The 24,068-nt window shown below is 61.8% G+C and carries 14 protein-coding genes and 1 pseudogene; 10 read left to right on the top strand and 5 right to left on the bottom strand.

Going from position 1 to position 24,068, the window contains the following annotated elements; genetic code table 11:
* Nucleotides 1-28 precede the first annotated feature (28 nt).
* From ACX9NZ_RS01550 to ACX9NZ_RS01580, 7 genes are all read left to right on the top strand, one after another.
* Nucleotides 29-1,081, top strand: a complete 1,053-nt coding sequence (locus ACX9NZ_RS01550) for an ABC transporter substrate-binding protein (protein WP_118654415.1) — start codon at nucleotides 29-31, stop codon at nucleotides 1,079-1,081.
* Between the two features lie 181 nt (nucleotides 1,082-1,262).
* Complete coding sequence (locus ACX9NZ_RS01555; RefSeq protein ID WP_407496937.1) at nucleotides 1,263-2,018, top strand: ABC transporter ATP-binding protein; 756 nt, start codon at nucleotides 1,263-1,265, stop codon at nucleotides 2,016-2,018.
* Between the two features lie 410 nt (nucleotides 2,019-2,428).
* The gene (locus tag ACX9NZ_RS01560; RefSeq protein WP_118654417.1) at nucleotides 2,429-2,662 is read left to right on the top strand and encodes a FeoA family protein; all 234 of its coding nucleotides are present in this window, start codon (nucleotides 2,429-2,431) and stop codon (nucleotides 2,660-2,662) included.
* 148 nt (nucleotides 2,663-2,810) lie between these two features.
* A complete protein-coding gene (locus ACX9NZ_RS01565; RefSeq protein WP_294122463.1) occupies nucleotides 2,811-3,032 on the top strand; it encodes a FeoA family protein in 222 nt (73 codons plus the stop codon).
* 185 nt (nucleotides 3,033-3,217) lie between these two features.
* Nucleotides 3,218-5,458 (top strand): ferrous iron transport protein B, encoded by a 2,241-nt coding sequence (feoB, locus tag ACX9NZ_RS01570; RefSeq protein WP_407496934.1) that lies wholly within the window; start codon nucleotides 3,218-3,220, stop codon nucleotides 5,456-5,458.
* Between the two features lie 316 nt (nucleotides 5,459-5,774).
* Nucleotides 5,775-5,996 (top strand): hypothetical protein, encoded by a 222-nt coding sequence (locus tag ACX9NZ_RS01575; protein WP_294122459.1) that lies wholly within the window; start codon nucleotides 5,775-5,777, stop codon nucleotides 5,994-5,996.
* Nucleotides 5,997-6,059: 63 nt separating this feature from the next.
* Nucleotides 6,060-7,988 (top strand): fructose-1,6-bisphosphatase, encoded by a 1,929-nt coding sequence (locus ACX9NZ_RS01580; RefSeq protein WP_407496932.1) that lies wholly within the window; start codon nucleotides 6,060-6,062, stop codon nucleotides 7,986-7,988.
* 81 nt (nucleotides 7,989-8,069) lie between these two features.
* On the opposite strand, the pseudogene ACX9NZ_RS01585 reads toward ACX9NZ_RS01580, so the two are convergent.
* Nucleotides 8,070-8,378 (bottom strand): annotated as a pseudogene (locus ACX9NZ_RS01585) (helix-turn-helix domain-containing protein); the annotation flags it as partial.
* Between the two features lie 367 nt (nucleotides 8,379-8,745).
* Between ACX9NZ_RS01585 and ACX9NZ_RS01590 the strand changes: the two are divergent.
* Nucleotides 8,746-11,778: an AfsR/SARP family transcriptional regulator gene (locus tag ACX9NZ_RS01590; RefSeq protein WP_407496930.1), complete on the top strand. Its 3,033-nt coding sequence runs from the start codon at nucleotides 8,746-8,748 to the stop codon at nucleotides 11,776-11,778.
* A 90-nt stretch (nucleotides 11,779-11,868) separates the two neighbouring features.
* Here ACX9NZ_RS01590 and yhbY read toward each other — a convergent pair whose 3' ends face one another.
* On the bottom strand, nucleotides 11,869-12,168 hold the full coding sequence (gene yhbY / locus ACX9NZ_RS01595; protein ID WP_118654423.1) for a ribosome assembly RNA-binding protein YhbY: 300 nt from the start codon (nucleotides 12,166-12,168) through the stop codon (nucleotides 11,869-11,871).
* A 292-nt stretch (nucleotides 12,169-12,460) separates the two neighbouring features.
* On the opposite strand from yhbY, the gene ACX9NZ_RS01600 reads away from it, so the two are divergent.
* A complete protein-coding gene (locus tag ACX9NZ_RS01600) occupies nucleotides 12,461-13,825 on the top strand; it encodes a PFL family protein (protein ID WP_118654424.1) in 1,365 nt (454 codons plus the stop codon).
* Between the two features lie 270 nt (nucleotides 13,826-14,095).
* On the opposite strand, the gene ACX9NZ_RS01605 is transcribed toward ACX9NZ_RS01600, so the two are convergent.
* Genes ACX9NZ_RS01605 through ACX9NZ_RS01615 form a run of 3 tightly spaced genes read right to left on the bottom strand, consistent with a single transcriptional unit; the run spans nucleotide 14,096 to nucleotide 18,241 of the window.
* On the bottom strand, nucleotides 14,096-16,540 hold the full coding sequence (locus tag ACX9NZ_RS01605) for a homocysteine S-methyltransferase family protein (protein ID WP_407496927.1): 2,445 nt from the start codon (nucleotides 16,538-16,540) through the stop codon (nucleotides 14,096-14,098).
* Between the two features lie 31 nt (nucleotides 16,541-16,571).
* Nucleotides 16,572-17,357: a vitamin B12 dependent-methionine synthase activation domain-containing protein gene (locus ACX9NZ_RS01610; RefSeq protein WP_233546252.1), complete on the bottom strand. Its 786-nt coding sequence runs from the start codon at nucleotides 17,355-17,357 to the stop codon at nucleotides 16,572-16,574.
* A 2-nt stretch (nucleotides 17,358-17,359) separates the two neighbouring features.
* Entirely contained in the window at nucleotides 17,360-18,241 is an 882-nt protein-coding gene (locus tag ACX9NZ_RS01615; RefSeq protein WP_118654426.1) for a methylenetetrahydrofolate reductase, read from the bottom strand.
* Between the two features lie 311 nt (nucleotides 18,242-18,552).
* On the opposite strand from ACX9NZ_RS01615, the gene ACX9NZ_RS01620 reads away from it, so the two are divergent.
* Nucleotides 18,553-24,033: a sugar-binding domain-containing protein gene (locus ACX9NZ_RS01620; protein ID WP_407496924.1), complete on the top strand. Its 5,481-nt coding sequence runs from the start codon at nucleotides 18,553-18,555 to the stop codon at nucleotides 24,031-24,033.
* Nucleotides 24,034-24,068 lie beyond the last annotated feature (35 nt).

Genomic DNA, 24,068 nt, shown 5'->3' on the forward strand with positions numbered 1-24,068 from the left:
GCAATGATTTTTCAGAAAGAGGTTTTCCATGTTTACAGATGAAAACAGCCTGATTGTTTCACGCAGGGCGGCGTTGGGCGCCGGTGCTGCGGCTCTAGGCACTGCCGGCGTTTTGGCGCTTGCGGGCTGCGGCGGTGGTAGCTCCCAAGGATCCGGTTCCTCGTCGGGAGAGGGCTCCGGCCTTCGCAAGGTGACCTTTGCCCTGGACTGGACGCCCAACACGAACCACACGGGCGTGTACGTTGCCGCGGAGCGCGGCTACTACAAAGAGGCGGGCCTCGAGGTCGAGATCGTGCAGGCCCCCGAGAACGGTGCCGATGCGCTCGTGGCCGCAGGCGACGCCGAGTTTGGTGTGAGCTTCCAGGACACCATGGCAGCCTACGTTTCCGGCGATGACAAGCTGCCGGTGACGGCCATCGCCGCGATCATCCAGCACAACACCTCGGGCATCATCAGCATGAAGGACAAGGGCATCACGAGCCCCGCCAAGATGGCGGGTCACACGTATGCCACGTGGGAGATGCCCATCGAGCAGGGCGTGATCGAGCGCTGCGTCGAGACGGACGGCGGAGATTTCAGCCAGGTCGAGATGATTCCCTCCACGGTGACCGACGAGGTCACCGCGCTTTCCACCGATCAGGTTGACTCGATTTGGATTTATTGGGCCTGGGCGGGCGAGAAGTGCAAGCTCGCGGGCCTCGATACCAACTACTTCGCCTTCGCCGACATCGACTCGGTCTTCGATTACTACACGCCGGTGATCATTGCCAACGATGATGTCATCAAGCAGGATGCAGATATGGTGCAGGCCTTTGTCGATGCGACCCGCCGTGGGTATGAGGATTGCATCGCCGATCCCGAGGGTGCGGCCGAGATCCTGCTGAAGGCTGCTCCGGAGCTTGAGAAGGAGTTGGTCGTTGCGAGCCAGACGTACCTGGCCGAGCAGTATCAGGCCGATGCAGAGGCTTGGGGCGTGATTGACCAGGACCGCTGGGATGCGTTCTTCGAGTGGGTGGGCGACCAGGGCTTCGCCGATGCGATTGAGCCTGGTGCCGGCATGACAGATCAGTTCTTGTCGTAGCGCGGCGGTATCGGCGGATGCTTGCATTTCGATAGGGCATGAGATCAAAGAGCGGCTTTTGGGGAAGGTTTACTGGTATTCGTTACCTGCGGTTTCTCCTGCAAACGATGCGGGATACTCGAAAAACAGCGAAAAACTGCCTCTTAAAGCCGCGCTTTGCTCAGAGGGAGTGAATTTCAAAGTGGCGCACTTGGAAATACAGGGGGTTTCAAAGGGTTTCGACGGTGTCGATATCCTTGAGGGCATCTCGATGACGGTCGAATCTGGGCAGATCGCCTGCTTACTCGGCCCTTCCGGGTGTGGCAAGACTACGCTGTTCAACGTGGTGGCAGGGCTTTCTTCTCCGCAATCGGGGCGGGTCTTGCTCGATGGCGAGGACATCACGGGGAGCCCAGGGCACCTATCCTATATGCTGCAGAAAGACCTACTTCTGCAGCACAAGCGCATTATCGACAACGTTTCGCTGCCGTTGGTGCTGCGTGGTGTCCCCCGCGATGAGGCGCGTGCCCAGGTCGCGGGACTCTTTGAGACGTTTGGGCTTGAAGGCACGCAGATGCGCTGGCCCAGTGAGCTCTCGGGCGGGATGCGCCAGCGTGCCGCCCTGCTACGCGCCTACCAGTATTCACGCGATTTCATGCTGCTCGACGAGCCGTTCTCGGCACTTGACGCCTTCACGAAGGCGGACATGCACACGTGGTTCCTCGACGTCGCCGAGCGCATGGGCACGACTTCTCTTATCGTGACGCACGACATCGATGAGGCGATTATGCTGGCAGATCACATTTACGTGATGCGCGGAAACCCCCAGGCGGGAGTGCCCACCACCATCGTGGGGGAGGAGCTCATCGCTTGTCCCCGTTCCGCCCGCGCCGAGTTCGCCGTGAGCGAGGCGTTTCTCGTCCATAAGCGCCGGATTATGGGACTGCTCGGTCGATAGCCCCCTCCTTTCCTCTCTTTTGTTCACGCTTGGCACATGATGTTGAGGTTTTTCGTACTGTTTTTGCATACTTCTGAGTAGCGATCGATTATGTCCCAACGCGACCTGCGGTTTTATCGACTCAAATGAGGGTGTACTTGCCAATTCGCAAAAGTAATACGAAAAACCTCAACTTCTGGCGAGAAGTGGCATGTGGGTCCGTTGTGCCGCGCCCGTCAACGCCCGCGAGAAGTGATTGCGTGTTATTCCGATGCAACCTGCAGCACTGGTGTGAAGTGACGCATGAACAGCTGAACGCCTCAAAAGAGTGAGGTATTTCAAAAATGTAACAGATGGCAAACTTTCTAGTGCCAATGTGCTTCCGTTGTGTTAGTTTACTTAGGTGAACATTCCAATGGAGGTGCTTCGTCATGCAGAAGATTGGTCAGACTTTGCCGTTGTCGCTGGTACGAGCTGGTGAGACGGTCACTGTATGCCGGGTTCGCGGCAACGAGGACATGAAGCGCCACCTGCAGGAGATCGGCTTCGTCGATGGAGCCGAGGTGCATGTCGTCTCATCATCGGGGTCGAACATCATCGTCCTCGTTAAGGGGGCACGGTTTGGCATTGACGCCAAGGTTGCGCAGCACATCATGGCGGCCTAGCCGCGCGTGTGAGGGTTGCATCGTGCAACGGAATCGGGCACACCGGTGCGTCTGTGCTCACCGGTACGCCCGAGACCTCTGTGCGTTCGATCAGTATGACGAGACCGTTTACGTCCGGGATGTTCAAGATTTGCAGAAAGGGGGAAGTATGAAAACGCTGGCAGAAGTAGAAGTGGGGGATAGTGCCACGGTGGTTAAGCTCCACGGCGACGGTGCCCTTCGCCGTCACCTTATGGACCTGGGGCTCATCAAGGGCACGCCGTTCAAGGTCGTGAAGGTCGCTCCGCTGGGCGATCCGGTCGAGCTCACCGTGCGCGGCTATGAGCTGTCCATCCGCAAGGAGGAGGCCGCGATCGTTGAGGTCGCCTAATGCGCCAGATGCGCATGGTTCTATCGGTAGAGTTAGCTTTATCTAACAAGTGAGACGGAAAAGGAAGCGATTCCAGAAGGCACTTCGAGCCGCAGCTGAGCGGCACGCCGGAAAAACACCTCCGCCCTCGCTTAGGCGAACTCAGCAACGAATACGTTTCAAAGCCAAGAGAGAAGAAGGATCGCATGGCGAATCCAACACTGCATATCGCGCTTGCCGGCAACCCCAACTGCGGCAAGACCACCCTATTCAACCTCATCACCGGTGCCAACGGGTACGTGGGCAACTGGCCGGGTGTCACGGTTGAGAAGAAGGAAGCACCCCTGTCGCGCGACAAGGGCGTGATCATCACCGACCTCCCCGGCATCTACTCGCTGTCCCCGTATAGCCCCGAGGAGCGCGTGAGCCGCGACTACCTTATGAGCGGCGAACCCGACGTGGTCATCCAGGTGATCGACGCGACGAACCTTGAGCGCAACCTGTATCTCGCGCTCCAGGTCATCGAGACGGGGCTGCCCGTGGTCGTGGCCCTCAACATGGCTGACCTCGTGGAGAAGAGCGGTGACCGGATCGATGTCTCCGCCCTCGAGAAGAGCCTGGGTTGCCCGGTCGTCATGATCTCCGCACTCAAGAACAGGGGGGTGGACGAGCTCATCGCCGCCGCCCGCAAGGCCGCCACGGCGAAGCGCGGGGCGTCGGAGGCCGCCGCATGCCGACATGCCTTCGACGCCGCGATCGAGGGCGTTCTCGAGCGGATTGAGGCGCAGATTCCCGCGTCGGTCGAGGTTGGCAAGCGCCGCTACTACGCGGTCAAGTTGTTCGAGCGCGACGCCGAGATCTTGGCGGAGCTCTCCCTGCCGCAGGCGTCCGTCAAGCGGATCGAGGAGCTTGTGGCCGCGTGCGAGCGTGACTGCGACGATGACGCCGAGTCCATCATCACCGGCGAGCGCTACGCCGTGATCGCGCATATCGTGGATGCGTGCCTGCATCGCGCGCCGGCACGCATGAGTACTTCGGAGAAGATCGACCGCATCGTCACGAATCGCTGGCTCGGCCTGCCCATCTTCGCCCTGATCATGTTCGGCGTGTATTACCTGGCAATTTCCACGTTCGGCACCGCCATGACCGACTGGGTGAACGACAGCCTCTTCGGCGATGGTTGGGAGCTGCTCGGTGCCGCTATGCCGAGCGTGCCCGCCCTGTTCGAGGGCTGGCTCACGGCCGCCGGCGCATCCGACATGGTCATCTCCCTGGTTTGCGACGGCATCGTGGCCGGCGTGGGCGCCGTGCTCGGCTTCATCCCGCAGATGTTCGTCCTGTTCGTGCTCCTGTCCTTCCTCGAGGACTGCGGCTACATGGCTCGCGTCGCGTTCGTGATGGACCGCGTGTTCCGCCGTTTCGGCCTCTCGGGTAAGTCGTTCATCCCCATGCTGGTGTCCACCGGCTGCGGCGTGCCCGGCGTGCTCGCCACCAAGACGATCGAGAACGAGAAGGACCGCCGCATGACGGTCATGACCACGACGTTCATCCCGTGCGGCGCCAAGCTGCCCGTGATTGCGCTCGTCATGGGCGCGCTCATCGGCGACGCCGAGTCCACGTGGATCGCGCCGCTCTTCTACTTCCTCGGTGTTGTAGCGGTCATCGTCTCCGGCATCATGCTCAAGAAGACGCGTCTGTTCGCCGGTCGTCCCACGCCCTTCGTCATGGAGCTGCCGAGCTACCACATGCCGAGTGCGCGCAGCTGGGCTTTGCATGTGTGGGAGCGCGTGAGCGCCTACGTCAAGAAGGCCTTCACGATCATCTTCGCCTCCACCATCGTGGTGTGGTTCCTGTCCAACTTCGGCTTGTTCGACGGCGCCTTCGGCTACCTGCCCGCCATGGCGGGAATCCCCGAGGAGTTCACGGACCACTCACTGTTCGCCATGGTTGCGGGTGCGGTGAGCTGGATCTTCGCCCCGCTCGGCTTCGATACCTGGCAGGCCACGGCAATGTCCGTCACGGGTCTCGTTGCCAAGGAGAACGTCATGGCCACCGCCGCGTCGCTGCTGCACCTGACCGACGCCACCGAGACCGACCCGAGCCTGTGGTCCGCGTTCGCGGCGCTCTTCCCCAGCGCGGGCGCCATTGCCGCGTTCGGCGCGTTCAACCTGCTGTGCGCTCCGTGCTTTGCCGCCATGGGTACCATCCGTGCCCAGATGAACTCCGCAAAGTGGACCGCCATCGCACTCGGGTATGAGTGCGGCTTCGCCTGGGTGGTCGGCCTCATGATCAACCAGTTCTACCTAGCGGCGACCGGCGTGGTCGGCGTGTGGACCATCGTCGCCGTCGCATTCGCTGTGGCGATTGTGTTCCAGCTCGTGCGCCCCATGCCCTCGTATGCGTGGGATGACGCGGGCATAGGATGCGCCTGCGCCACAAAGGCTTAGCCCCTTTTTGGCAGCTGGGTCGAATGTGCAGCTATCCACCGTGATGGTTGGGATGCAATCCGGCTGCCCGTGCGGGCTCGCGGCTCGTTTCGACGCGGTGCTCGACGGACATGCTTGCATGCTCGGGCATCCGCTTGACGCAAATACGGCGTTTTTGTAACGAGTTTTTTGACAGCTCGAGTAGACCCCTGTTTTTGCCAACAAAACCCCAGTTGGCAAGTGCGCAAAATGGGCCTGTACGTAGGAGCCTTCGGATTTCGTTACAAAAACGTCCGATTTCGGGCATGATGGGTTTGTCTTTAGAAAAAGGAGTTGTATGTCGGCTATCGACTTTGTGATTCTCACGTTGGTCGCGGTGGCGTTCATCGCGGTCGTGCGTCGTATTCGCAAAAAGGGGACGTGCGCTGATTGCGCGAGCGCGGGATCGTGCAGCGGGTCATGCTCCAGCTGCTCCTCGTCGGGGAATGCCGCTTGTCCCGCCTGCGAGGGCGTGGACCGCGTGGCCGAGAAGCTCGCTCGCAACGTCGACAAATCGTGAATCCGCGGCGTCCCGTGCTAAGCTGGGCGTGAACGCTCTGCCAGCCAGCGGGAAGGAATAACCGTGAATTCGTTCGGTCGGACCGACCAATCCCTCAAGTACTTGCGTCTTCTTTCCCAGCAATTCCCCACGCAGCAGTCCGTCTTCACTGAGATCATCAACCTGCAGGCAATCCTCAACCTGCCCAAGGGCACCGAGCATTTCATGAGCGACCTGCACGGCGAGTACGAGGCGTTCCTGCACATCCTGAACAACTGCTCGGGCGTGGTACGGGAGCACGTTGACGACATCTTCGGCGACACGCTCTCCGAGGACGAGAAGCGCGAATTGTGCACGCTCATTTACTATCCGCACGAGAAGCTCGAGCTTGCGCACCATATGCACCTCGATTCGCCGAGCTGGTACAAGACCACGCTCGATCGGCTGCTGGTGGTGACGCGTTCGCTTTCCAGCCGATACACGCGCTCCAAGGTGCGCAAGGCTATTCCCCACGATTACGCCTACATCATCGACGAGCTGCTGCACACGCACCCGGACGAGAACAACTACCGCGTTCGCTATCACGAGCGCATCATCGACTCGATCCTCGAGACCGATGCGGGCGAGGACTTTATCTGTTCGCTTTCCGACCTGATCAAACGCTTGGTTATCGATCATCTGCATCTGGTGGGCGACATCTTTGACCGCGGCGGCGGGGCCTCGAAGATCATGGACCGGCTTTCGAGCTACCACTCCTTCGACATCCAATGGGGTAACCACGACCTGCTATGGATGGGTGCCGCAGCGGGCCAGCCCGCCTGCATCGTCACGGTGCTGAGGAATAACCTGCGCTATGGGAACTACGAGATTCTCGAGAACGATTACGGCATCTCCCTGCGCGAGCTCGTCGCGTTCGCGGAGCGTACGTACCGTCCGGTTCCCGAGGGCGTGTCGGGATTGGCGGCGATGCTCACGCCACTCATGAAGGCCGTGAACGTCCTGCTTTTCAAGCTCGAAGGCCAGATCATCATGCGTCATGCCTGCTTTGACATGCACGATCGGTTGCTGTTGGAGCGGATTGATTTGGAAGCGGGTACGGTCCGGCTGCCGGATGGTCGGGACTACGCGCTCGCGACGTGCGATTTCCCCACGCTCGATCCAGAGCGCCCCTATGAGCTACGTGAAGACGAGCAGCACATTGTAGATCGCCTGGTGGCGGAGTTCACCACCGCGGATCACCTGCATCGCCACGTCAACATCTTGTACGGCCACGGATCCATGTATCTGGCGCATAATCACAACCTGCTCTTCCACGGGTGCGTTCCCATGAACGAGGATGGCACGTTTTCGAGCATGAACTGCCTGGGCACGTGGCGGAGCGGCCGCGACTACCTGGACTTCTGCGATGAGATTGCCCGTCGCGCATGGCGTACGCACGACCAGGATGCCCTGGATTGGATGTGGTACCTGTGGATTGGCATGAAATCCCCTGCGAGCGGGCGCCTGGTCAAGACGTTCGAGCGCACGTATATCGATGACCCTTCCTGCTGGCAAGAACCCATGGATCCGTATTTTGAGCTGACGCGCGACGAGGGCGCCTGTGACGCCATCATGGCGGAGTTCGGTTTGATACCCGGAACGGGACACATCATAAATGGGCATACGCCCGTGCACACCTCCGAGGGCGAGCAGCCCATCCGCGCGCACGGACGCCTCTTGGTGATCGATGGAGGGTTTTGCAGCGCATACCATCCTAAAACGGGGATTGCGGGGTACACCCTGATCTCGAGCTCGCGCGGGTGTCGCCTCAAGGCGCATCAGGCATTCGAGAGCGTTGAGGCGGTGCTCGCGCGTAACGCCGATATCGTGAGCGAGACCGATCGGTTCGATGTCGCCGAACGTCGTCGTATGGTGAGCGACACCGATACCGGCGTGCAAATTCGCGAACAGATCGCCGACCTGCGCGCCCTGCTTGAGGCGTATCGCACAGGTGTGTTGGAGGAACGCCTGTAGGTGACTTTCCCATCGGGATCGAAGCGGCTTTGTTGCACCAGGGTTTGGCCACCGGAGCAACTCCCAGGGTTCTTTGCCGAGGGCGAAGGCGAGTCGGTCGAGTGTCGAGAGCTTGAGGTTATCGCGTCCCTGTTCGATAAGGTCGAGCGTGACCCGGCTGATGCCGAGCTGCAAGCTGAAATCGACCTTTGACAGGCCGAGATCTTTGCGAATGGCGCAGATGTTCCTGCCCAGGGTATGTTGCGAGCTCTCATTCATGCTACGAGCATGCCCGCGCAAAAAAGCGAAACGTAAACTGCGCTTTACGTTTCGGCCTTTCGCATAGGGATTACAGAAGTGCGGCGAGGGGCGTCCCTTCCTGTCATTGCGCATCGAGTCGTCGCCGTTCATGGCGACGCGGGCTTTGCTGCATGCGGAGTTATCCACATGAGGGATACGCCGAGATGCTCCAACCTTACGGCGACCCGACAATAATCTGCCGTCTGTCCGCCTTCTTTCAACACTGACGGAATTGTAGGTATCTTCGAAAATGAATAGGGGGTACGTAAAGTGCGCCTACAGCGATATGAAATGCAGAAAGTATGCGCAAAGATAGAAATATAGCCACAATTCATGCAGAACGGGAGGTTGGCCTGGAATTGCGGAAAACCTGACACGCATCTGACGCAATGCCAAGCGATCAGACATATACCTGACGTTGTGCCATCGACGTTTCGTACCGTTGTAGACGAGCGGTATCGGAAAAAGGAGAGCGGATATGGCACAGGTAAAGACGTGCGATTTGGTCGAAACCGAGCAGAAGGCACCAGAGGGTGAGACGGGTGGAGCCCAAGAGGGGGTGTCAGTTCCAACGCTGAGGAGAGCCGTCCATCGTGCTCGCATCTTGAGGGACATTAAGCTGCGCACGAACGAGGTCAGTGCGACCATTGTGATAGCGCCCGACGGGTTTGGAAAGACGACCCTGCTTTGCCAGCGCGTGGCGGAGGTCCAACGGGACTCCAGTCGCGGCGTCGCACGCATGATCGATGCGGCGGGGATGGATGGCGAGGAGCTGTATGGGCTGCTGGGAGAGTTGGAGATGCATCTTGATGCCCGCATGCGCCCGCTGGTTGCAATCGACAACCTTCCAACGCTCCACGGCGCGGCACTCGAAGGAGTTGCGGGAAGGATGCGCTCGCTTCATCGGAGGGGCTTCGAATTCTTGCTGGCGTGCCTTCCCGGCAATCGCGCATTCGCGAACGGTATGGGCGATGCCTATAAAGTCACGCCTCAGGCCCTCGTGGTCCGTCCGCGCGAATACTCGGATTGGACGCGGATGCTCGGAATCTCCGGTGAGCTCGACGTGTACGATTTGACCCAGGGGATACCCGCGCTCGTCGCGATGCTCGGCATTGTCGACGGTCGGCAGCTGAGCTTGGAGGCGTTTTCTCGCGCAGCCGCGGCGTTGTACCGGGGCGCGCTCGAGGAGATGCGTCGCGGAAGGGATTCCCTGTACCGAACGGCTTGCCTGCTCGTATTGACGGGCGCGGGATCGCTCCGCGACTTCGAGCGCATCGGCATGCGTGTGCGCGTGCAGAGCTGGTCGCGCATCGCGCGCGAATACCCGTTGTTCGGAGTGGATGTTGAGCAGGGGACGTATCGCTGTCTGGTGCAGGGAAGCAAGGCAATGGGCGAGCTATGTTGTCAGATGACGCGCGCACGCCCACTTTTCGCGGTGCGTGCCATCAAGATCCTCATGGCGGCGGACAACGTCGACCGTGCCGTGCACATCGCGGGCATGCTCGAACATACCGAGGATGCACTGGGGGTCCTGACGGAGCACCCGACTTCGTTTGCGTTGAGCGGCAATGTGGCGTTCGTGCGCGACATGATGGAGTCGATGGGGGATGTCTCCGCGGCGTCGACGCCAGTGGGAGGCGTGCTGGCGCTGTATCTCTCAGCATTGATGAGCGGGGAATTTCGTCTCGCCCGTGCATTGGGCAGTGAGCTCAGGCGCAGGAGGAACGAGATCAAAGGGGAGGTTGCGCCGGAGTCATGGGCGCAAGCACGTGCCTTGTGCAACATGTGGCCGGATTGTAGGGGCATCGGCCTGCCCGAGATCGACGCCGCGTTCACGCAGGGGCATGCGACCGTCGCATCCCAAGATCTAGAGCTTCATGCCAGGATATATGCGGAGCTCATCGGTGGATCTGGGGACGTCACGCTCGAAAGTCGCATACAGGGCTTTACTGAGCTGTCCGGAGAAGGAGTGTCCATTCCTCGGGTGCTGCTTGCGTGCGATCGTGCACTCGTCGATGCGATGTGTGGGGATATGGGCGATGTTCGAGCGACGGATGCGAACATGCAAAGGATGGCGACGAGACTTTTGGAGCGCAAGGTAGCGCCCATCGCCACGCATATTCGCATGGTCGCCGCGACGTGCCGATTATTCTCCGGTCTTCCCGTTGCCGATGAGCGCGCGTTCATCGATGCCGGCACGCTTTCCGTTCGCACCTCGGATTTTGCGACGCAATTGTTCTGCCTGGTGGGAGAGGGTTGGCAGGCCCTTGTTCTCGGGCAATGCTCCAACGCCCTGTTTCGCGCACATCAGGTGCTCAAATTGGCAACTGAGGACCAGCGTGTGGTGATGGCATGGGCTCGCATGCTCGAATGCTGTGCGCATCTCGCCGACACGCCCCGTATGGCACTTGATGGCGAAGCGGACCTGCTTGATCTTGCAGAACCGGCGCAGACACCGGCCGAGGCTTGGACGGCTGCGTTGAGACTCGCTGCGGCCCATAGATCGTCGGAGCTCAGCGCATGGTGCTCGCTGAACAAGAAGATGCTGCTCACCAAGGGCTTCACCGCGTTCGCCCGTCAGGCGGTCGCCGTGCTGGGCGATAAGGTGGGGCTGATCACCCGGGTGCTCCCCGGCGATTATGCGATGGCCGCCGGAATGGATTCGGAGCCCGCGCCGCGGGAAGGCGAAGCGCCTTGGGAGGGCTCAGACGATGCGGATCTGCTGTTAGGCCAGGTGAATGTGAGGCTCTTTGGAGGATTCCAAGTTGAGCGCGGTGGCCATGTGGCGACCGACGCAATCTGGCGACGCAGGAGGGCGTGCATCATTGCCGCCCGCCTCGTCTTGGCTGCGGGGGCCTTTGTGGGGCGCAAGGAGATCGGAGAGGAGGTGTGGCCCGACAAAGACTATCTTCATGCGCGTGAGACGCTGTACGCCGGCCTTTCGTCGTTGCGGTCGGCTTTTGGCCAAAGTGACGATGGCCCCCAATATGTGCTGACGCAAGGCGAGGGGGTTGCCATCAACACGGAGTATGTGGTTTCGGATACGATGCGTTTCGATGCTCTTGCCAGGGACATTCTTCTCGGCCGCGCGAGGACGACGGGCAGGCAGCTCATCGAGGCGTGTTTGCGGCTGGATGAGCTTTATACCGGCCCCTTGTACGTCCCGAACTTTGGAGATACCTCATTCTATGTGCGGCAGCGGCGCCTGTACCAAACCAAGTTCGTGGACTGCATGATGCGCGGCGCGCATGTGGCACTGGAGCTGGATGATCTGCCTGTCGCCTCATGGCTTATCGATGCTGCTTTGCGCCAAGCCCCGCTGCGGGAGGACGTCATCCGTGCCGCGATGCACATATACGACAAGGGCGGGCGTCGTCGCGAGGTGGTCGAACTGTACAACAGCCACGTACATGTGCTGGAACAGGAGCTGCACTCCCTGCCCGAGAGGGAAACGCAAATGGCGTACGAGGCGATAATTCACGGTGATAGAGAGGTGGAACTCTTGGCTTAGCGTCACCAGGGTCCACTGCAGAGCGAACTCGTGCAAAAAGGGGCGACCCGCTGGCCGCCCCTTGAGTTGATCGAGCAGGTAATCGAGTAATTAATCGAGTGTGATGTGCTCGATGTCCTTGCGGCTGCTGACGCGGTACAGGGCAAAGCGATGACCGATCACCTGGACGACTTCGGAGCCCGTGCGCTCGGCGAGTTGGTCGGCCGCCTCGCGGCAGGAGAGTAGGCTGCCATCTTGGACGGCGCACTTGATGAGCTCGTGCGCCTCGAGGGCCTCTTCGGCCTGCTTGGCGATCGCGTCGGTTACGTCGGCTTTACCGATGAGGACGACGGGGTTGAGGTGATGGGCGAGGGCGCGAAGCTGACGGACCTGCTTGCCGGTGAGTGCCATGTATCTACTCGCTTTCTGCGGGAGCGGTTTTTGCAGGTCAACGATACCGCACCCAGCCTCGTCCGACAAGCTGTTTGCATATGAAGACCACGTGGGTGAGCATTTAAAATACGATTTCGAGGCGAGCGAGAATACCCGACTACATGGTCCGCGTGTGCGGTTTTGATTTTGGCGCGCGGCAATCTCGTTGCTTCTTGTGTTTCCACTTGTTCCGGTGCGCAGGTGGGAAAGCGCGCGCGCTAAAATAGAGAGAACGCAAAACATGAACGTACGATCCGCAAAGGAGACCGCCATGTCCATTACGCCCCAGGAGATCGCCGAGACACGCGGTATGGTCTCAGAGCACAATTTGGACATTCGCACGATCACCATGGGCATATCGCTCATGGGCTGCGCCGACGAGAATCTGGATCGCATGTGCACCAAGGTGTACGACCACGTTACCCGCACGGCGGAGCATCTTGTCGAAACGGCAGAGAGCCTTGAGCGTGAGTACGGTATCCCCATCGTGAACAAGCGCGTTTCGGTGACCCCGGTCGCCCAGATCGCGTCGGCGTGCCCCGATGAAGATCTTGTGCCCCTCGCGTATGCCCTCGACCGCGCCGCCGAATCCCTTGGCATCGATTACCTCGGCGGTTATTCGGCGCTCGTCCACAAGGGCATCGGAAACGCCGATCGCCGTCTCATCAGCTGCATTCCGCGTGCGCTTGCTGAGACGAGCCGCGTGTGCTCCAGCGTGAACGTTGCCACCCTGCGCGCTGGCATCAATATGGATGCGGTGCTCATGGCGGCCCAGACGATCATCGATGCCGCCAAGCTCACCGCCGATCGCGAGTGCGTGGGCGCGTCCAAGTTCGTCTGCTTTGCCAATATGGTCGAGGACTCGCCCTTTATGGCGGGTGCCGTGCATGGTTCCGGCGAAGCTGACGCCGTCATCAACGTGGGCGTATCCGGCCCCGGCGTCATGGCAGCCGCCCTTGAGGAGCTGCCCGAGGACGCCGATATGATGCAGGTCGCGGAGCGCATCAAGCAGACCGCCTTTAAGATTACGCGCGCTGGCGAGCTCATGAGCCGCGAGGCCGCTCGCCGTCTGGGCGTCGACAAGGGCATCGTCGACCTCTCGCTTGCCCCCACACCCGCCATCGGCGACTCCGTTGCCCGCATCCTCGAGATCATTGGTGTCGGCCAGTGCGGAGGCCCCGGCACCACGGCGGCACTCGCACTGCTCAACGACTGCGTTAAGAAAGGCGGCGTTATGGCGAGCTCCTCGGTGGGTGGCCTGTCTGGTGCCTTCATCCCCGTCTCCGAGGACGCCGGCATGATCGAGGCAGCGGAGGCTGGTGCGCTCTCCCTCGAGAAGCTCGAGGCCATGACTTGCGTGTGCTCTGTGGGCCTCGATATGATCGCCGTTCCTGGCGACACCGATGTCGAGACCATCGCGGGCATCATCGCTGACGAGATGGCCATCGGCGTCATCAACAACAAGACCACCGCCGTCCGCATCATCCCCGCTATCGGAAAGGGCGTCGGCGAGTCGGTCGATTACGGCGGCCTGTTCGGTCGGGCTCCCATCATGCCGGTCAACAGCCATGCCGGCACGGTGTTCGCCCATCGCGGCGGCCGTTTCCCGGCACCCATGAATTCGCTCAAGAACTAGCGAAGCGTCGAGGTTATCTCGGTTGATGCGCAGGTGAAGTCTAGCGCGGACGGGGTCTTAGGACCGGCCCGTCCGCGCTTTTGTCCGCTTAGGTCGATTGCGGCGTTGATTCGACAAAGATGTTGAGGTTTTTCGTATTCATTTCGGGTTTTGTCGAGTAGCAGCCCCAAATCCCCAACATGTACCTGCGTGTTTGTTGGGAAAAACCGAGCTCTACTTGGCAAAACCGGAAAACGATACGAAAAACCTCAACTTCCAAGCTGGATTACGTTAGCCGAAGACTTTTGCGGCGATGCGTGCGGACTCCGCGGCGTCTTTGGCATAGAAATCGGCGCCGATCTGCTCTGCATATTCGGGCGTGAGCACGGCTCCACCCACCATGACGAGCGTTCCTGGGGCCTCGCGGTGCAACAGGTCGATGGTTTTCGCCATATTGGGGACGGTCGTGGTCATCAGTGCGGACAGGCCCACGAGCTTAATGTCGTGTTCGCGCACCGCATCGAGCACGGCCTGCGGCTTTACGTCGCGTCCGAGGTCGATCACCGTGTATCCGTAGTTGTCGAGCAGCATTTTGACGATGTTCTTGCCGATGTCATGGATATCGCCCTCAACGGTGGCCACGCAGATCGTTCCCTTGTCGAGCTCCTTACTGGCGGGCATCTGCTCCCGTATGACGTCAAAGCCCGCACGCGCCGCTTCCGCCGAGGCCATGAGCTGCGGCAAGAACAGCTCTCCTCGATCGAAGCGCGTCCCAACTTCGTCAAGGGCGGGGATAAGGTGAGCATCGATGAGGTCGAGCGGGGAGAGAGTGTTCAGCAGTTCGCGTGTGAGCTCGGCCGTCTCGCGTTTGCGTCCGGTGAGCACGAAATGGCCGATTGACCGCTCGGAGTTCGGGGAAGGCGCGCTCGGCGCATTCCCATCGACGCGTGTGGAGGCGGTAGCGTCCGGCAAACGGATGGCCTTGTCGTCGGACTTCGCGTATGGATCGCGCCATCCCGCGTAGCGCTCGATGTAATCGCGTGCGCCGGCATCCTCGCCATTGAGGACGCGGAAGGTGCGCACGGCGTCCATGTAGCGATCCGAGCCGGGGTTGAGGATCGGGGTGTCCAGTCCGGCTCCGAGGGCGGCGGCGAGGAACGCGCCGTTGAGCAGGGGCCGCTGCGGCAGTCCAAAGCTGACGTTCGACACGCCGAGCGTGCACTTGACCCCCAGGCGTTCCTTGACCATCGAGATGGCACGGAGCGTCTCGAGCGCTTGACGCTGATCGGTCGAGACGGTCATGGCGAGGCAGTCGATGAGGAGGCGCGTGCGCGGGATGCCGTGTCGCTCGGCTTCTCCCACGATGCGCGTGGCGATTTCGAACCGCTGCTCGGCGGTGGTGGGGATGCCCGCCTCGTCGAGCGTGAGGCCAATGACGTTGGCTCCGTATCGCGCGGCGATGGGCAAAATCTCGTCCAGGACCTCTTGCTTGCCGTTGACGGAATTGATGATCGGCTTGCCGGGGTACCGCCGGACGGCGGCCTCGAGCGCGGCGGGGACGGTGGAGTCGAACTGGAGCGGCAGTGTGACGGCCCCCGAGAGGCGTTCACCGGCGACCTGTAAGGCATCGACCTCGTCGATATCGGGGAGTCCCACGTTGACGTCGAGGATATCGGCCCCCTGCTCCTGCTGCGCGATGCCCTCGCTTACGAGATAGTCGAAATCTCGAGTGCGGAGCGCCTCCTTGAGCCGCTTCTTGCCCGTGGGATTGATACGTTCGCCGATGACGGCGATGGCTCGGCTTTCGGTGGGAAGCGAGATGAGTGCTTGGGCGCTCGTGACGGTGAACGCCTGGGGCACCTCTCGCTTGCGCGGGGTGCGCCCCCGCAGCACATCGGCGATGAGGGCGATGTGACGGGGATCGGTGCCACAGCATCCTCCGAGAATACCAATGCCGTCGTCCACCATGCCACGAACTGCCGCGGCGTACTCCTCGGGCCCGATGTCAAAGACGGTGCAGTCGTGTTCGACATGGGGAAGACCCGCATTCGCCTGGACAATCAGCGGCTTTTCCGTGACGGCGAGCATGCGCTGGGCAAGTGCGCGCAGCTCGTGCGGCCCTTGGGAGCAGTTGATGCCCAGCGCGTCGACCCCAAGGGCATCGAGGGTGACGGCGGCGACTTCTGGGGAGGTGCCCAGGAACGTACGGCCATCCGCCTCAAAGGTCATCGTCACGAAGATGGGAAGCCCGGTGTTTTCGCGGCAGGCAAGGATGGCGGCCTTGACCTCGAGTACGTCGGTCATCGTCTCGATGATGAAGAGGCCGGCGCCGGCGTCCGAAGCAGCTCGAGCCTGCTCGGCGAATGCGTCGTATGCCTCATCGAAGCTGAGCGTGCCCAAAGGGCGCAAGAGCGCGCCGAGCGGACCGATATCGGCGGCGACCAGGTGAGCGCCGGCAGCACGAGCGCACGAAACGGCGGCAGCGTAGACCTCGTCGACCGTGGCACGGCCATCGAGCTTCAATCGGTTCGCCCCAAAGGTGTTGGTGGTGATGACATCGCTGCCTGCCTCGACGTACGCGCGATGGATGGCCTCGATGTGCTCGGGGTTCGTGAGGCAGAGCAGTTCGGGAAGTTCTCCGGCAGCTAGTCCGGCGGCTTGGAGCATGGTTCCCATGCCGCCGTCGAATAGCAGGTGACAGTCTCCGCTGATGGCTTTGTGCAGCAAGGTGTCCATGAGTCTCCTTGTCGTTGGATGGTCTTTCATCCTAACAGGTGGTGCCGCGTTTGCGCATGGAGCAGGAGGCGCGCATGCGGCAGATGGCGCATCGCGCCGGCGCATCGGCGGCACGGGGCGGCCCCTCAAAAACGCCGATCATGGCGCTTACGGATTTACTGGGCACCATGAGGTTGGTGGGTGTGACGGTGAGCCCGATGCGTCGGGTGGCGTCAAGGGATGCGAGGAGCCGCCCCTGCGCCTCGAGCGGGCAATCGCCATATCCGCACGAGAAGCGCCAGTTGCATGAAAGGCCGGCGGCGGATGCCGCGTCCTGCACCATGGAGTCGAGATGTCCGACGGCGGACTCGATGAGCGCGGAGGACGCTGCATCGTAGATTGCGGCATCCAACGGGCTTTGTGCGCCGAGCGCGCGCAGGCGCCGCTCGTTGTCCATGCCGAGCGTGCATGCGAGCACCGTGCACCAGCGTGCGTCCTTGAGGTGGCGGTAGATGTCACGCCCCCTGAGGGTTGCGACCGTTCCCGTGAGGCGAATACACGCCTTCCCCTCGTCGTCAAGGGTGGAGGCGTCTACGGGAAACGTCGCGAAGACGCCTCGCGCCCGTCCATGGGCTTCGACGTCGCGTGCGACCCGCTCGATCCTGCACGCCAGGTCGTCTTCGATGTTCTGTCCCGTATGCCCCAGATATCGCAGCATTTCATTGCGGTCAATCGCGAGGGGATCCTCCGTGCCTCCAAGCGTGACGACGCGCGGCCCCGCAAGCGCGCCGGGGAGCTCGCGCATGTTCGACGACGTGGCCTCGGTTTGCGTATCCACGGCTAGCGGGTCTCTTGACGAAGGGCACTCATAGCGGCACGGGCGACGCTCGGTCGGTTCATGGTGTAGATGTGCAGGCCGTCCACGCCGTGGTCGGCGAGGTCCTCAAGCTGGCGGCACGCATATTCGATGCCGGCGGCACGCAGGCTGTCCGGATCGTCTTCAAAACGCGCGAGCAGTTTGATAACGGGAGAGGGAAGCGAGGCGCCGCACATGAACACCATGCGGCTGATCTGCTGCTTTCCCATGAAGGGCATGATTCCGGCGGTGATGGGGACGGTGATGCCCGCGGAGTCCGCAAGCTCGCGGAAGCGATAGAAGTAATCGTTGTCGAAAAAGAGCTGCGTCACGAAGAAGCTCGCTCCCGCATCCTGCTTTTGCTTGAGATGGCGCATGGAGCGCGCGAGGTCGTCGCATTCCAGGTGGCCTTCCGGATACGCCGCCGCGCCGACGCAAAAGCCCGCCTCGACGAGCGGCGGGATGATGTCCTTCGCATAGCGGAAATCGGCGCAGCCCGGGCCGGTCGGGGCTCCTTCGGGGACATCCCCGCGCAGCGCGAGCACGTTTTCCACACCCGCCGCGCGCATCTCGTCGATCTTCGCGGCGAGGTCCGCGCGCTTGAGCGAGATGCAGGTGAGGTGGGCGACCGAGGGGATAGCGAGTTCCGTATCGATCATCTGGGCGATCTGCGTGGTGGCGGCGTTGTTGCCCGATCCTCCAGCCGAATAGGTGACGCTGATGAAGTCGGGCCCCAGGGGCGCGAAGGAGGCGGCGACTTCTCGAGCTCGCTCGAGCGTGAGCTCGCCTTTGGGCGGAAACATCTCGAACGAGACGGGGAGCCTGCGGAGCCGCTGCGCCGTTTCGAAGATATCGGATATATACATGGTGAGCCTTCCCCTTGCAATGGTAGCGATTCACTATAGCGCAGCGGAGCGCTGGTGGGCGGGAGGGGCATCCACGATATATATTGGTTACGAAGGATGCCGCGCGCAGCCAGCTTTGATTGCCGCTGTGCTCACCATAATCTAACTGGTATTTTGTGTGTAATGCCAATCTTGCCCCGCATAACCGTTCACCGTTCGATGGCGCACGCTGGCGGCTCCGCCGGGAAGCGGACGGTATAAAACTGACATGCTGTACCTCATATATGGCGAAGCTATGCGTCGACATCGGGTCGACGATAGAAGGAGGTTGCATGAGTACATTGCACACCCAAAGCCGCCCCGGGAAGGGAGCGCACCGTACGCGTACGAAGCGCGTGCTGTGCGCGGCGCTGGTGGGCGCTTTGGCGCTTGGCGCTCCTGCGGTGTCGGCGGTCGCGGCGGGGCTGGGTCCCTCGCTGCGTTCGCAGTCGACGACGCAGATGAGTTCCAAGCCCGAGGTCGTCTACATCAACAGCGTGACCGATCCGGCTCAGCGCGTGCAGGGGTTCAACGAGAACTGGAAGTTCAAGTTGGGCGAGGTCTCGGGTGCAAACACCGAGGCGTTCGACGATTCCTCGTGGGATGTCGTCGACCTGCCGCATGATTACAGCATCGACCAGGATTACACCAAGACCGGCGAGGCGGAGAGCGCCTACAAGCCGGGCGGTATCGGCTGGTACCGCAAATCCTTCGAGGTGGGCAACGACCTTGCCGGCAAGCAGGTCCGCATCGACTTCGACGGCGTCTACATGGACGCGACCGTTTACATCAACGGCCAGGAGCTGGGCAGCCATCCGTACGGTTACACGCCCTTCTCCTTCGATCTCACGCCCTATCTCAAGGTGGGCGAGCAGAATGTCATCGCCGTTCGCGTGAACAACCAGATCCCGTCGTCCCGCTGGTACTCCGGTTCCGGTATGGGCCGCGACGTCGACCTGGTCGTGACCGACCCCGTCCACGTTGCCAAGGACGGCGTTCAGGTGACCACCCCGCAGCTGGAGTCCCAGAAGGGCGGCAACGTCACCACGCATCTGAAGACCTCCGTTGCCAACGCGGGCAAGTCCGAGGCCGCGGTGACCCTCGTCCAGACCGTGTTCAAGCGCGGTGAGAGCGTCGAGCAGGCCATCGGCACCCAGACCACGCAGGTCACGGTTGCCGCTGGCGAGACGAAGGCCGTCGAGGCCGACCTCACAGCGACCAAGCCCGAGCTGTGGGGCACGGATAGCCCGGTGCTCTACACCGTGCGCACGCAGGTAAAGATGGGCGACAAGGTTATCGACACCTACGATACCGATTTCGGCTACCGCTTCTTCAAGTTCGACGCCGCCAAGGGCTTCTCGCTCAACGGCGAGTCCATGAAGATCAAGGGCGTGTGCATGCATCACGACCAGGGCGCCCTGGGCTCCGTCTCGACGCGCGATGCGCTCGAGCGCCAGGTGAAGCTCCTGAAGGAGATGGGCTGCAACTCCATCCGCACATCGCACAACACGCCGGCCCGCGAGTTGGTCGAGATCTGCAACGAGCAGGGCATGCTGCTCGACCTCGAGTTCTTCGATGGCTGGACGTCGCAGAAGAACGGCAACTCCAAGGACTACGCTCGCTTCTTCAACAAGGCCATGGGTGAGTCCGAGCTCATCGGCGCCTCCGCGGACAAGACCTGGGCGCAGTTCGATCTCGAGCAGAGCATCGCGCGCGACTACAACGCGCCCGCGATCATCATGTGGTCCATCGGTAACGAGATGACCGAGGGTACCGGTGGCATCTCCAACTTCAACCAGGTGCAGCAGAACCTGATCGATTGGGTCAAGGCCGTCGATACCACGCGCCCCGTCACCACGGGCGACAACCAGTACAAGAACAATGGCAGCACCACGCTGAACCCGCAGGGCATCGCGAACGCCAAGGGCATCGTCGGCCTCAACTACGCCGACGGCAACGTGTATGACAAGGCTCATCGCGAGCATAGCGATTGGATCTTGATCGGTTCCGAGACCGCTTCCGCCATCAACAGCCGCGGCATCTACAACACGCATGGTCAGGATGGCAGCGCCCAGCAGCTCACCGCTTACGATTACAGCGCGGTCGGCTGGGGCCACGTGGCCTCGAAGGCTTGGTACGATGTGCTCACCCGCGACTTCATGTCCGGCGAGTACGTGTGGACCGGCTTCGATTACCTGGGCGAGCCCACGCCGTGGAACGGTACGGACTCCGGTGCCAAGGGCACCTGGCCGTCTCCGAAGAACTCCTACTTCGGCATCATCGATACCGCCGGCCTTCCCAAGGACTCCTACTATCTGTATCAGAGCCTGTGGAACGAGGACGTCAACACCCTGCACATGCTGCCCGCATGGAACAGTGATGTGGTGAAGAAGGACGGCCAGAACAAGGTCGATGTCGCGGTGTACACCGATGCAGCAGCCGTCGAGCTGTTCTTCACGCCGAAGGGTTCCACCGAGCGCCAGTCGCTGGGTAAGAAGGCCTTCACGACCAAGACCACCGAGGGCGGCGTTTCCTATCAGATCTACGAGGGCGATGGCGCCTACACCGGTAACGATATCCATCGCAACCTGTACCTCACCTGGAAGGTCCCCTATGCCGACGGCACCATCACCGCCGAGGCATACAACGCCAAGGGCGAGAAGATCGACACCTCGACGTGGCAGGGTCGCCAGAGCGTGACCACCACCGGCAAGGCCGCGAAGCTCAAGGCCGAGGTCAATCGCGAGGGCATGACCGCGAACGGCACCGACCTCGCATACGTTACCGTGAGCGTGACCGATGCCGAGGGCAACGTCATTCCCAACGCGACCAACAACGTGACGTTCAAGGTGACCGGCTCGGGTAGCCTCGCCGGCATCGACAACGGCAGCTCGCCCGACCATCAGTCTTATCGCGATGACAACCGCGATGCGTTCTCCGGCCAGCTGGTGGGTATCGTGCGCGCGGGCGAGAAGGCTGGCGATGCCACCGTTACGGTGAGCGCCGATGGCCTCGAGTCCACCACCATCACGATCCCCGTCGCCGCCTCCTCGGATGCTCCCGAGGCGAAGACGGCCGACAGCCTGTACTTCGCGCGCTACCACTACGTGAAGACGGGCTCCGCGCTCGAGCTTCCCGCCGCCGTTCAGGTGCGCTATAGCGACGGCGCGTCTGAGAACAAGGCTGTTACCTGGGATAACGTTCCTGCTGATAAGCTGGCGACCCCCGGCAGCTTCACCGTAAGCGGTACGGTCGCCGATACGCCCGTTCGCGCTACCGCCGTGGTCACGGTCGTCGACGATATCGCTGCGCTGCTCAACTACTCCACCACCGTGAGCAAGGGCGCCGAGCCCGTGCTGCCCGATAGCCTCCCGGCCGTTATGGCGGACGGCACCGTGCTCAACGCCAATTTCCCGGTGACGTGGAGCGCTGCCGAGGACGGCGCGTACGACAAGGCGGGCACCGTGATGCTTGCCGGCACGTCCAACGTGTTCGGCAAAGATGTCACCGTTACCGCTTCGATCCGCGTCCAGGAGGAGACCATCACCATCGGCGGCAACATCGCCAAGGATGCGATGAAGATTACGCAGAGCGTGCCCGAGGGCAAGCAGAGCGATACGCTGATGGCGATCGTAGACGGCAAGACCGAGCCCGGTGCGAATACCGGCGGCGGTGCAAATCCCACGCTGTGGTCCAACTATGATTATTCTCAGGATGGCAACAAGACCGCGCAGGTTACCTTCGAATATGCAACTCAGCAGCGTTTCGGCCAGTTCAAGGTGACCTTTGCCAAGGACAGCTGGTCCGCTCGCTTCCCCGATGACAACGCGACGAAGTTCGAGGTGTCTGAGAACGGTAAGGATTGGACGCCGCTGACCGTTACCGAGACGCGCGCGGATGCCCAGGGCAATGCTCGCCTCTACACTTATGACTTCGCTCCCGTCACGGCGACCTTCGTCCGCATGACGGTGACGAACGCCGACGTGCAGACCGGCACTACTGCAAAGCCCTGCACCGCGATCACCGAGGTCGAGCTGAATACCGCTCAGGGTAGCTTCGTGACGAACGCGACCGCGAAGCTCGCCTCGCTCAAGGTGAACGGCACCGCCGTGCCGGACTCCGCCCTGAAGCAGGGTGGCTATAACACGCCCGCCGAGACCGCTAAGGTCGAGCCGGTCGCCGCCGATAACGCCGCCGTGACCGTGCTCCCCGCGCACGACGACAAGGTCCTGATCATCATCGAGTCCGAGGACCACAAGACCCGCAGTACCTTCACCGTCAACCTCGGTGCCCCCGAGACGATGGATCCCGCCGACGATTCGCGCGACTATCCGGTCGACAAGATCGTCAATACGGAGACCGGCAGCGTGCATGAGCCCGCTTCGGGCAACGAGGGTCCGCTGTCCTTCGCCTTCGATAAGAACAACGAAACCTACTATCACTCCCACTGGACCGCGACCACGCTCGACAACCTGTGGGTAACCATGGAGCTCGAGGAGCCCACCGCCATCGACGGTCTGCGCTATCTGCCGCGTCCTGCCAGCAGCGGTAGCCACAACGGCACCTTGTTCGGCGCCAAGCTCCAGTACAGCGAGGACGGCAAGACCTGGAAGGACGCCGGAACCGCAACCTGGCTTTCTCCCGAGGATGCCGACTACACGCGCGATTGGAAGCTGCTCCAGCTCGCCAAGCCCGTGACGGCCAAGTACTTCCGTCTGCAGGCTACGGCCACCTATGCCGACGGCGGCCGTAACAATGCGTTCCTGAGCGCCGCCGAGCTGCGCTTGACGAAGGCGAAGAGCACGACGACCGACATCGCCAGCGATGCCGTCTCCATCGAGGTTCCCGCTTCCGTTACCGTCGACCGTGTCGACGCCGAGCATCCCGTGGATGCCTCCGTGGTATCCGTCGTGGTCAAGCATGGCGAGAAGACCTTGGAGAACGGCGTGGATTACACGCTCGAGTTCGCCGACAACACCGCTGCCGGCACCGGCAAGGTGACCGTCAAGGGTATGGGCAAGTACGCCGGCTCTGTCGAGCGCACCTTCGAGATCAAGGTTGCCGAGCCCGTGCTCGAGGGCATCGCCATCAAATCGGCTCCCTCGAAGACCACGTACAAGGTCGGCGAGAAGCTCGAGCCCGCAGGCTTGGTGCTGATGCTGAGCTACTCCAATGGAGACGCCGTCGATGTTGAGTACGGCGCCGATACTGCTGCGGCGTTCGCGTTCACGCCGGGTCTGGACGAGGCTTTCGCCGAGGAAGCCGCCGCGCTCGAGGTAACCGTTGCCTACGAGGGCAAGACGGCTGTGTTCGACGTTCGCGTCGAGAAGGCCGCCGAGCCCGAGCCCGAGCCCGAACCCGAGCCCGAGCCCGAACCGGAGCCCGAGCCCGAACCGGAGCCCGAGCCTGGCGTCAACTACGCCGGCAAGCTCAAGGAGCTGCTGGCGAACAACGCGAACCTGGTCGAGTCTGATTACAAGCCCGAGGCCTGGGACCGCTTCGTCGCCGCCCGCGACGCCGCGCAGGCTTTGCTCGGCAGCGGATCGGCTACCGACGAGCAGCTCAAGGATGCTTTCAACGAGCTGAACGCGGCTGTGAAGGGCCTGCTGGAGAACCCCTCCGACAAGCCGGCTACCGGTGACAAACCCGCCGCGGGCGACAAGCCCGGTGCGGGCGGTGGCCTGGCGCAGACGGGTGATCCCGCCGGCATTGCCGCCGTCATCGCCATGGGTGGTGCCACAGCCATCGCTGCAGCCCGCCGCCGTCGTCGCTAAACGACGATCATGCAACGGGGGAGGGCGCAACCGCG

The organism is Collinsella sp. BM28, assembly GCF_054551995.1.

Coding starts and splice junctions, on each gene's coding strand:
- ACX9NZ_RS01615 (WP_118654426.1), bottom strand. CDS start 18,241: ATGTATATATCCGATATCTTCGAAACGGCGCAGCGGCTCCGCAGGCTC.
- ACX9NZ_RS01620 (WP_407496924.1), top strand. CDS start 18,553: ATGAGTACATTGCACACCCAAAGCCGCCCCGGGAAGGGAGCGCACCGT.
- ACX9NZ_RS01600 (WP_118654424.1), top strand. CDS start 12,461: ATGTCCATTACGCCCCAGGAGATCGCCGAGACACGCGGTATGGTCTCA.
- ACX9NZ_RS01575 (WP_294122459.1), top strand. CDS start 5,775: ATGTCGGCTATCGACTTTGTGATTCTCACGTTGGTCGCGGTGGCGTTC.
- feoB (WP_407496934.1), top strand. CDS start 3,218: ATGGCGAATCCAACACTGCATATCGCGCTTGCCGGCAACCCCAACTGC.
- ACX9NZ_RS01605 (WP_407496927.1), bottom strand. CDS start 16,540: ATGGACACCTTGCTGCACAAAGCCATCAGCGGAGACTGTCACCTGCTA.
- ACX9NZ_RS01565 (WP_294122463.1), top strand. CDS start 2,811: ATGAAAACGCTGGCAGAAGTAGAAGTGGGGGATAGTGCCACGGTGGTT.
- ACX9NZ_RS01590 (WP_407496930.1), top strand. CDS start 8,746: ATGGCACAGGTAAAGACGTGCGATTTGGTCGAAACCGAGCAGAAGGCA.
- ACX9NZ_RS01560 (WP_118654417.1), top strand. CDS start 2,429: ATGCAGAAGATTGGTCAGACTTTGCCGTTGTCGCTGGTACGAGCTGGT.
- ACX9NZ_RS01550 (WP_118654415.1), top strand. CDS start 29: ATGTTTACAGATGAAAACAGCCTGATTGTTTCACGCAGGGCGGCGTTG.
- yhbY (WP_118654423.1), bottom strand. CDS start 12,168: ATGGCACTCACCGGCAAGCAGGTCCGTCAGCTTCGCGCCCTCGCCCAT.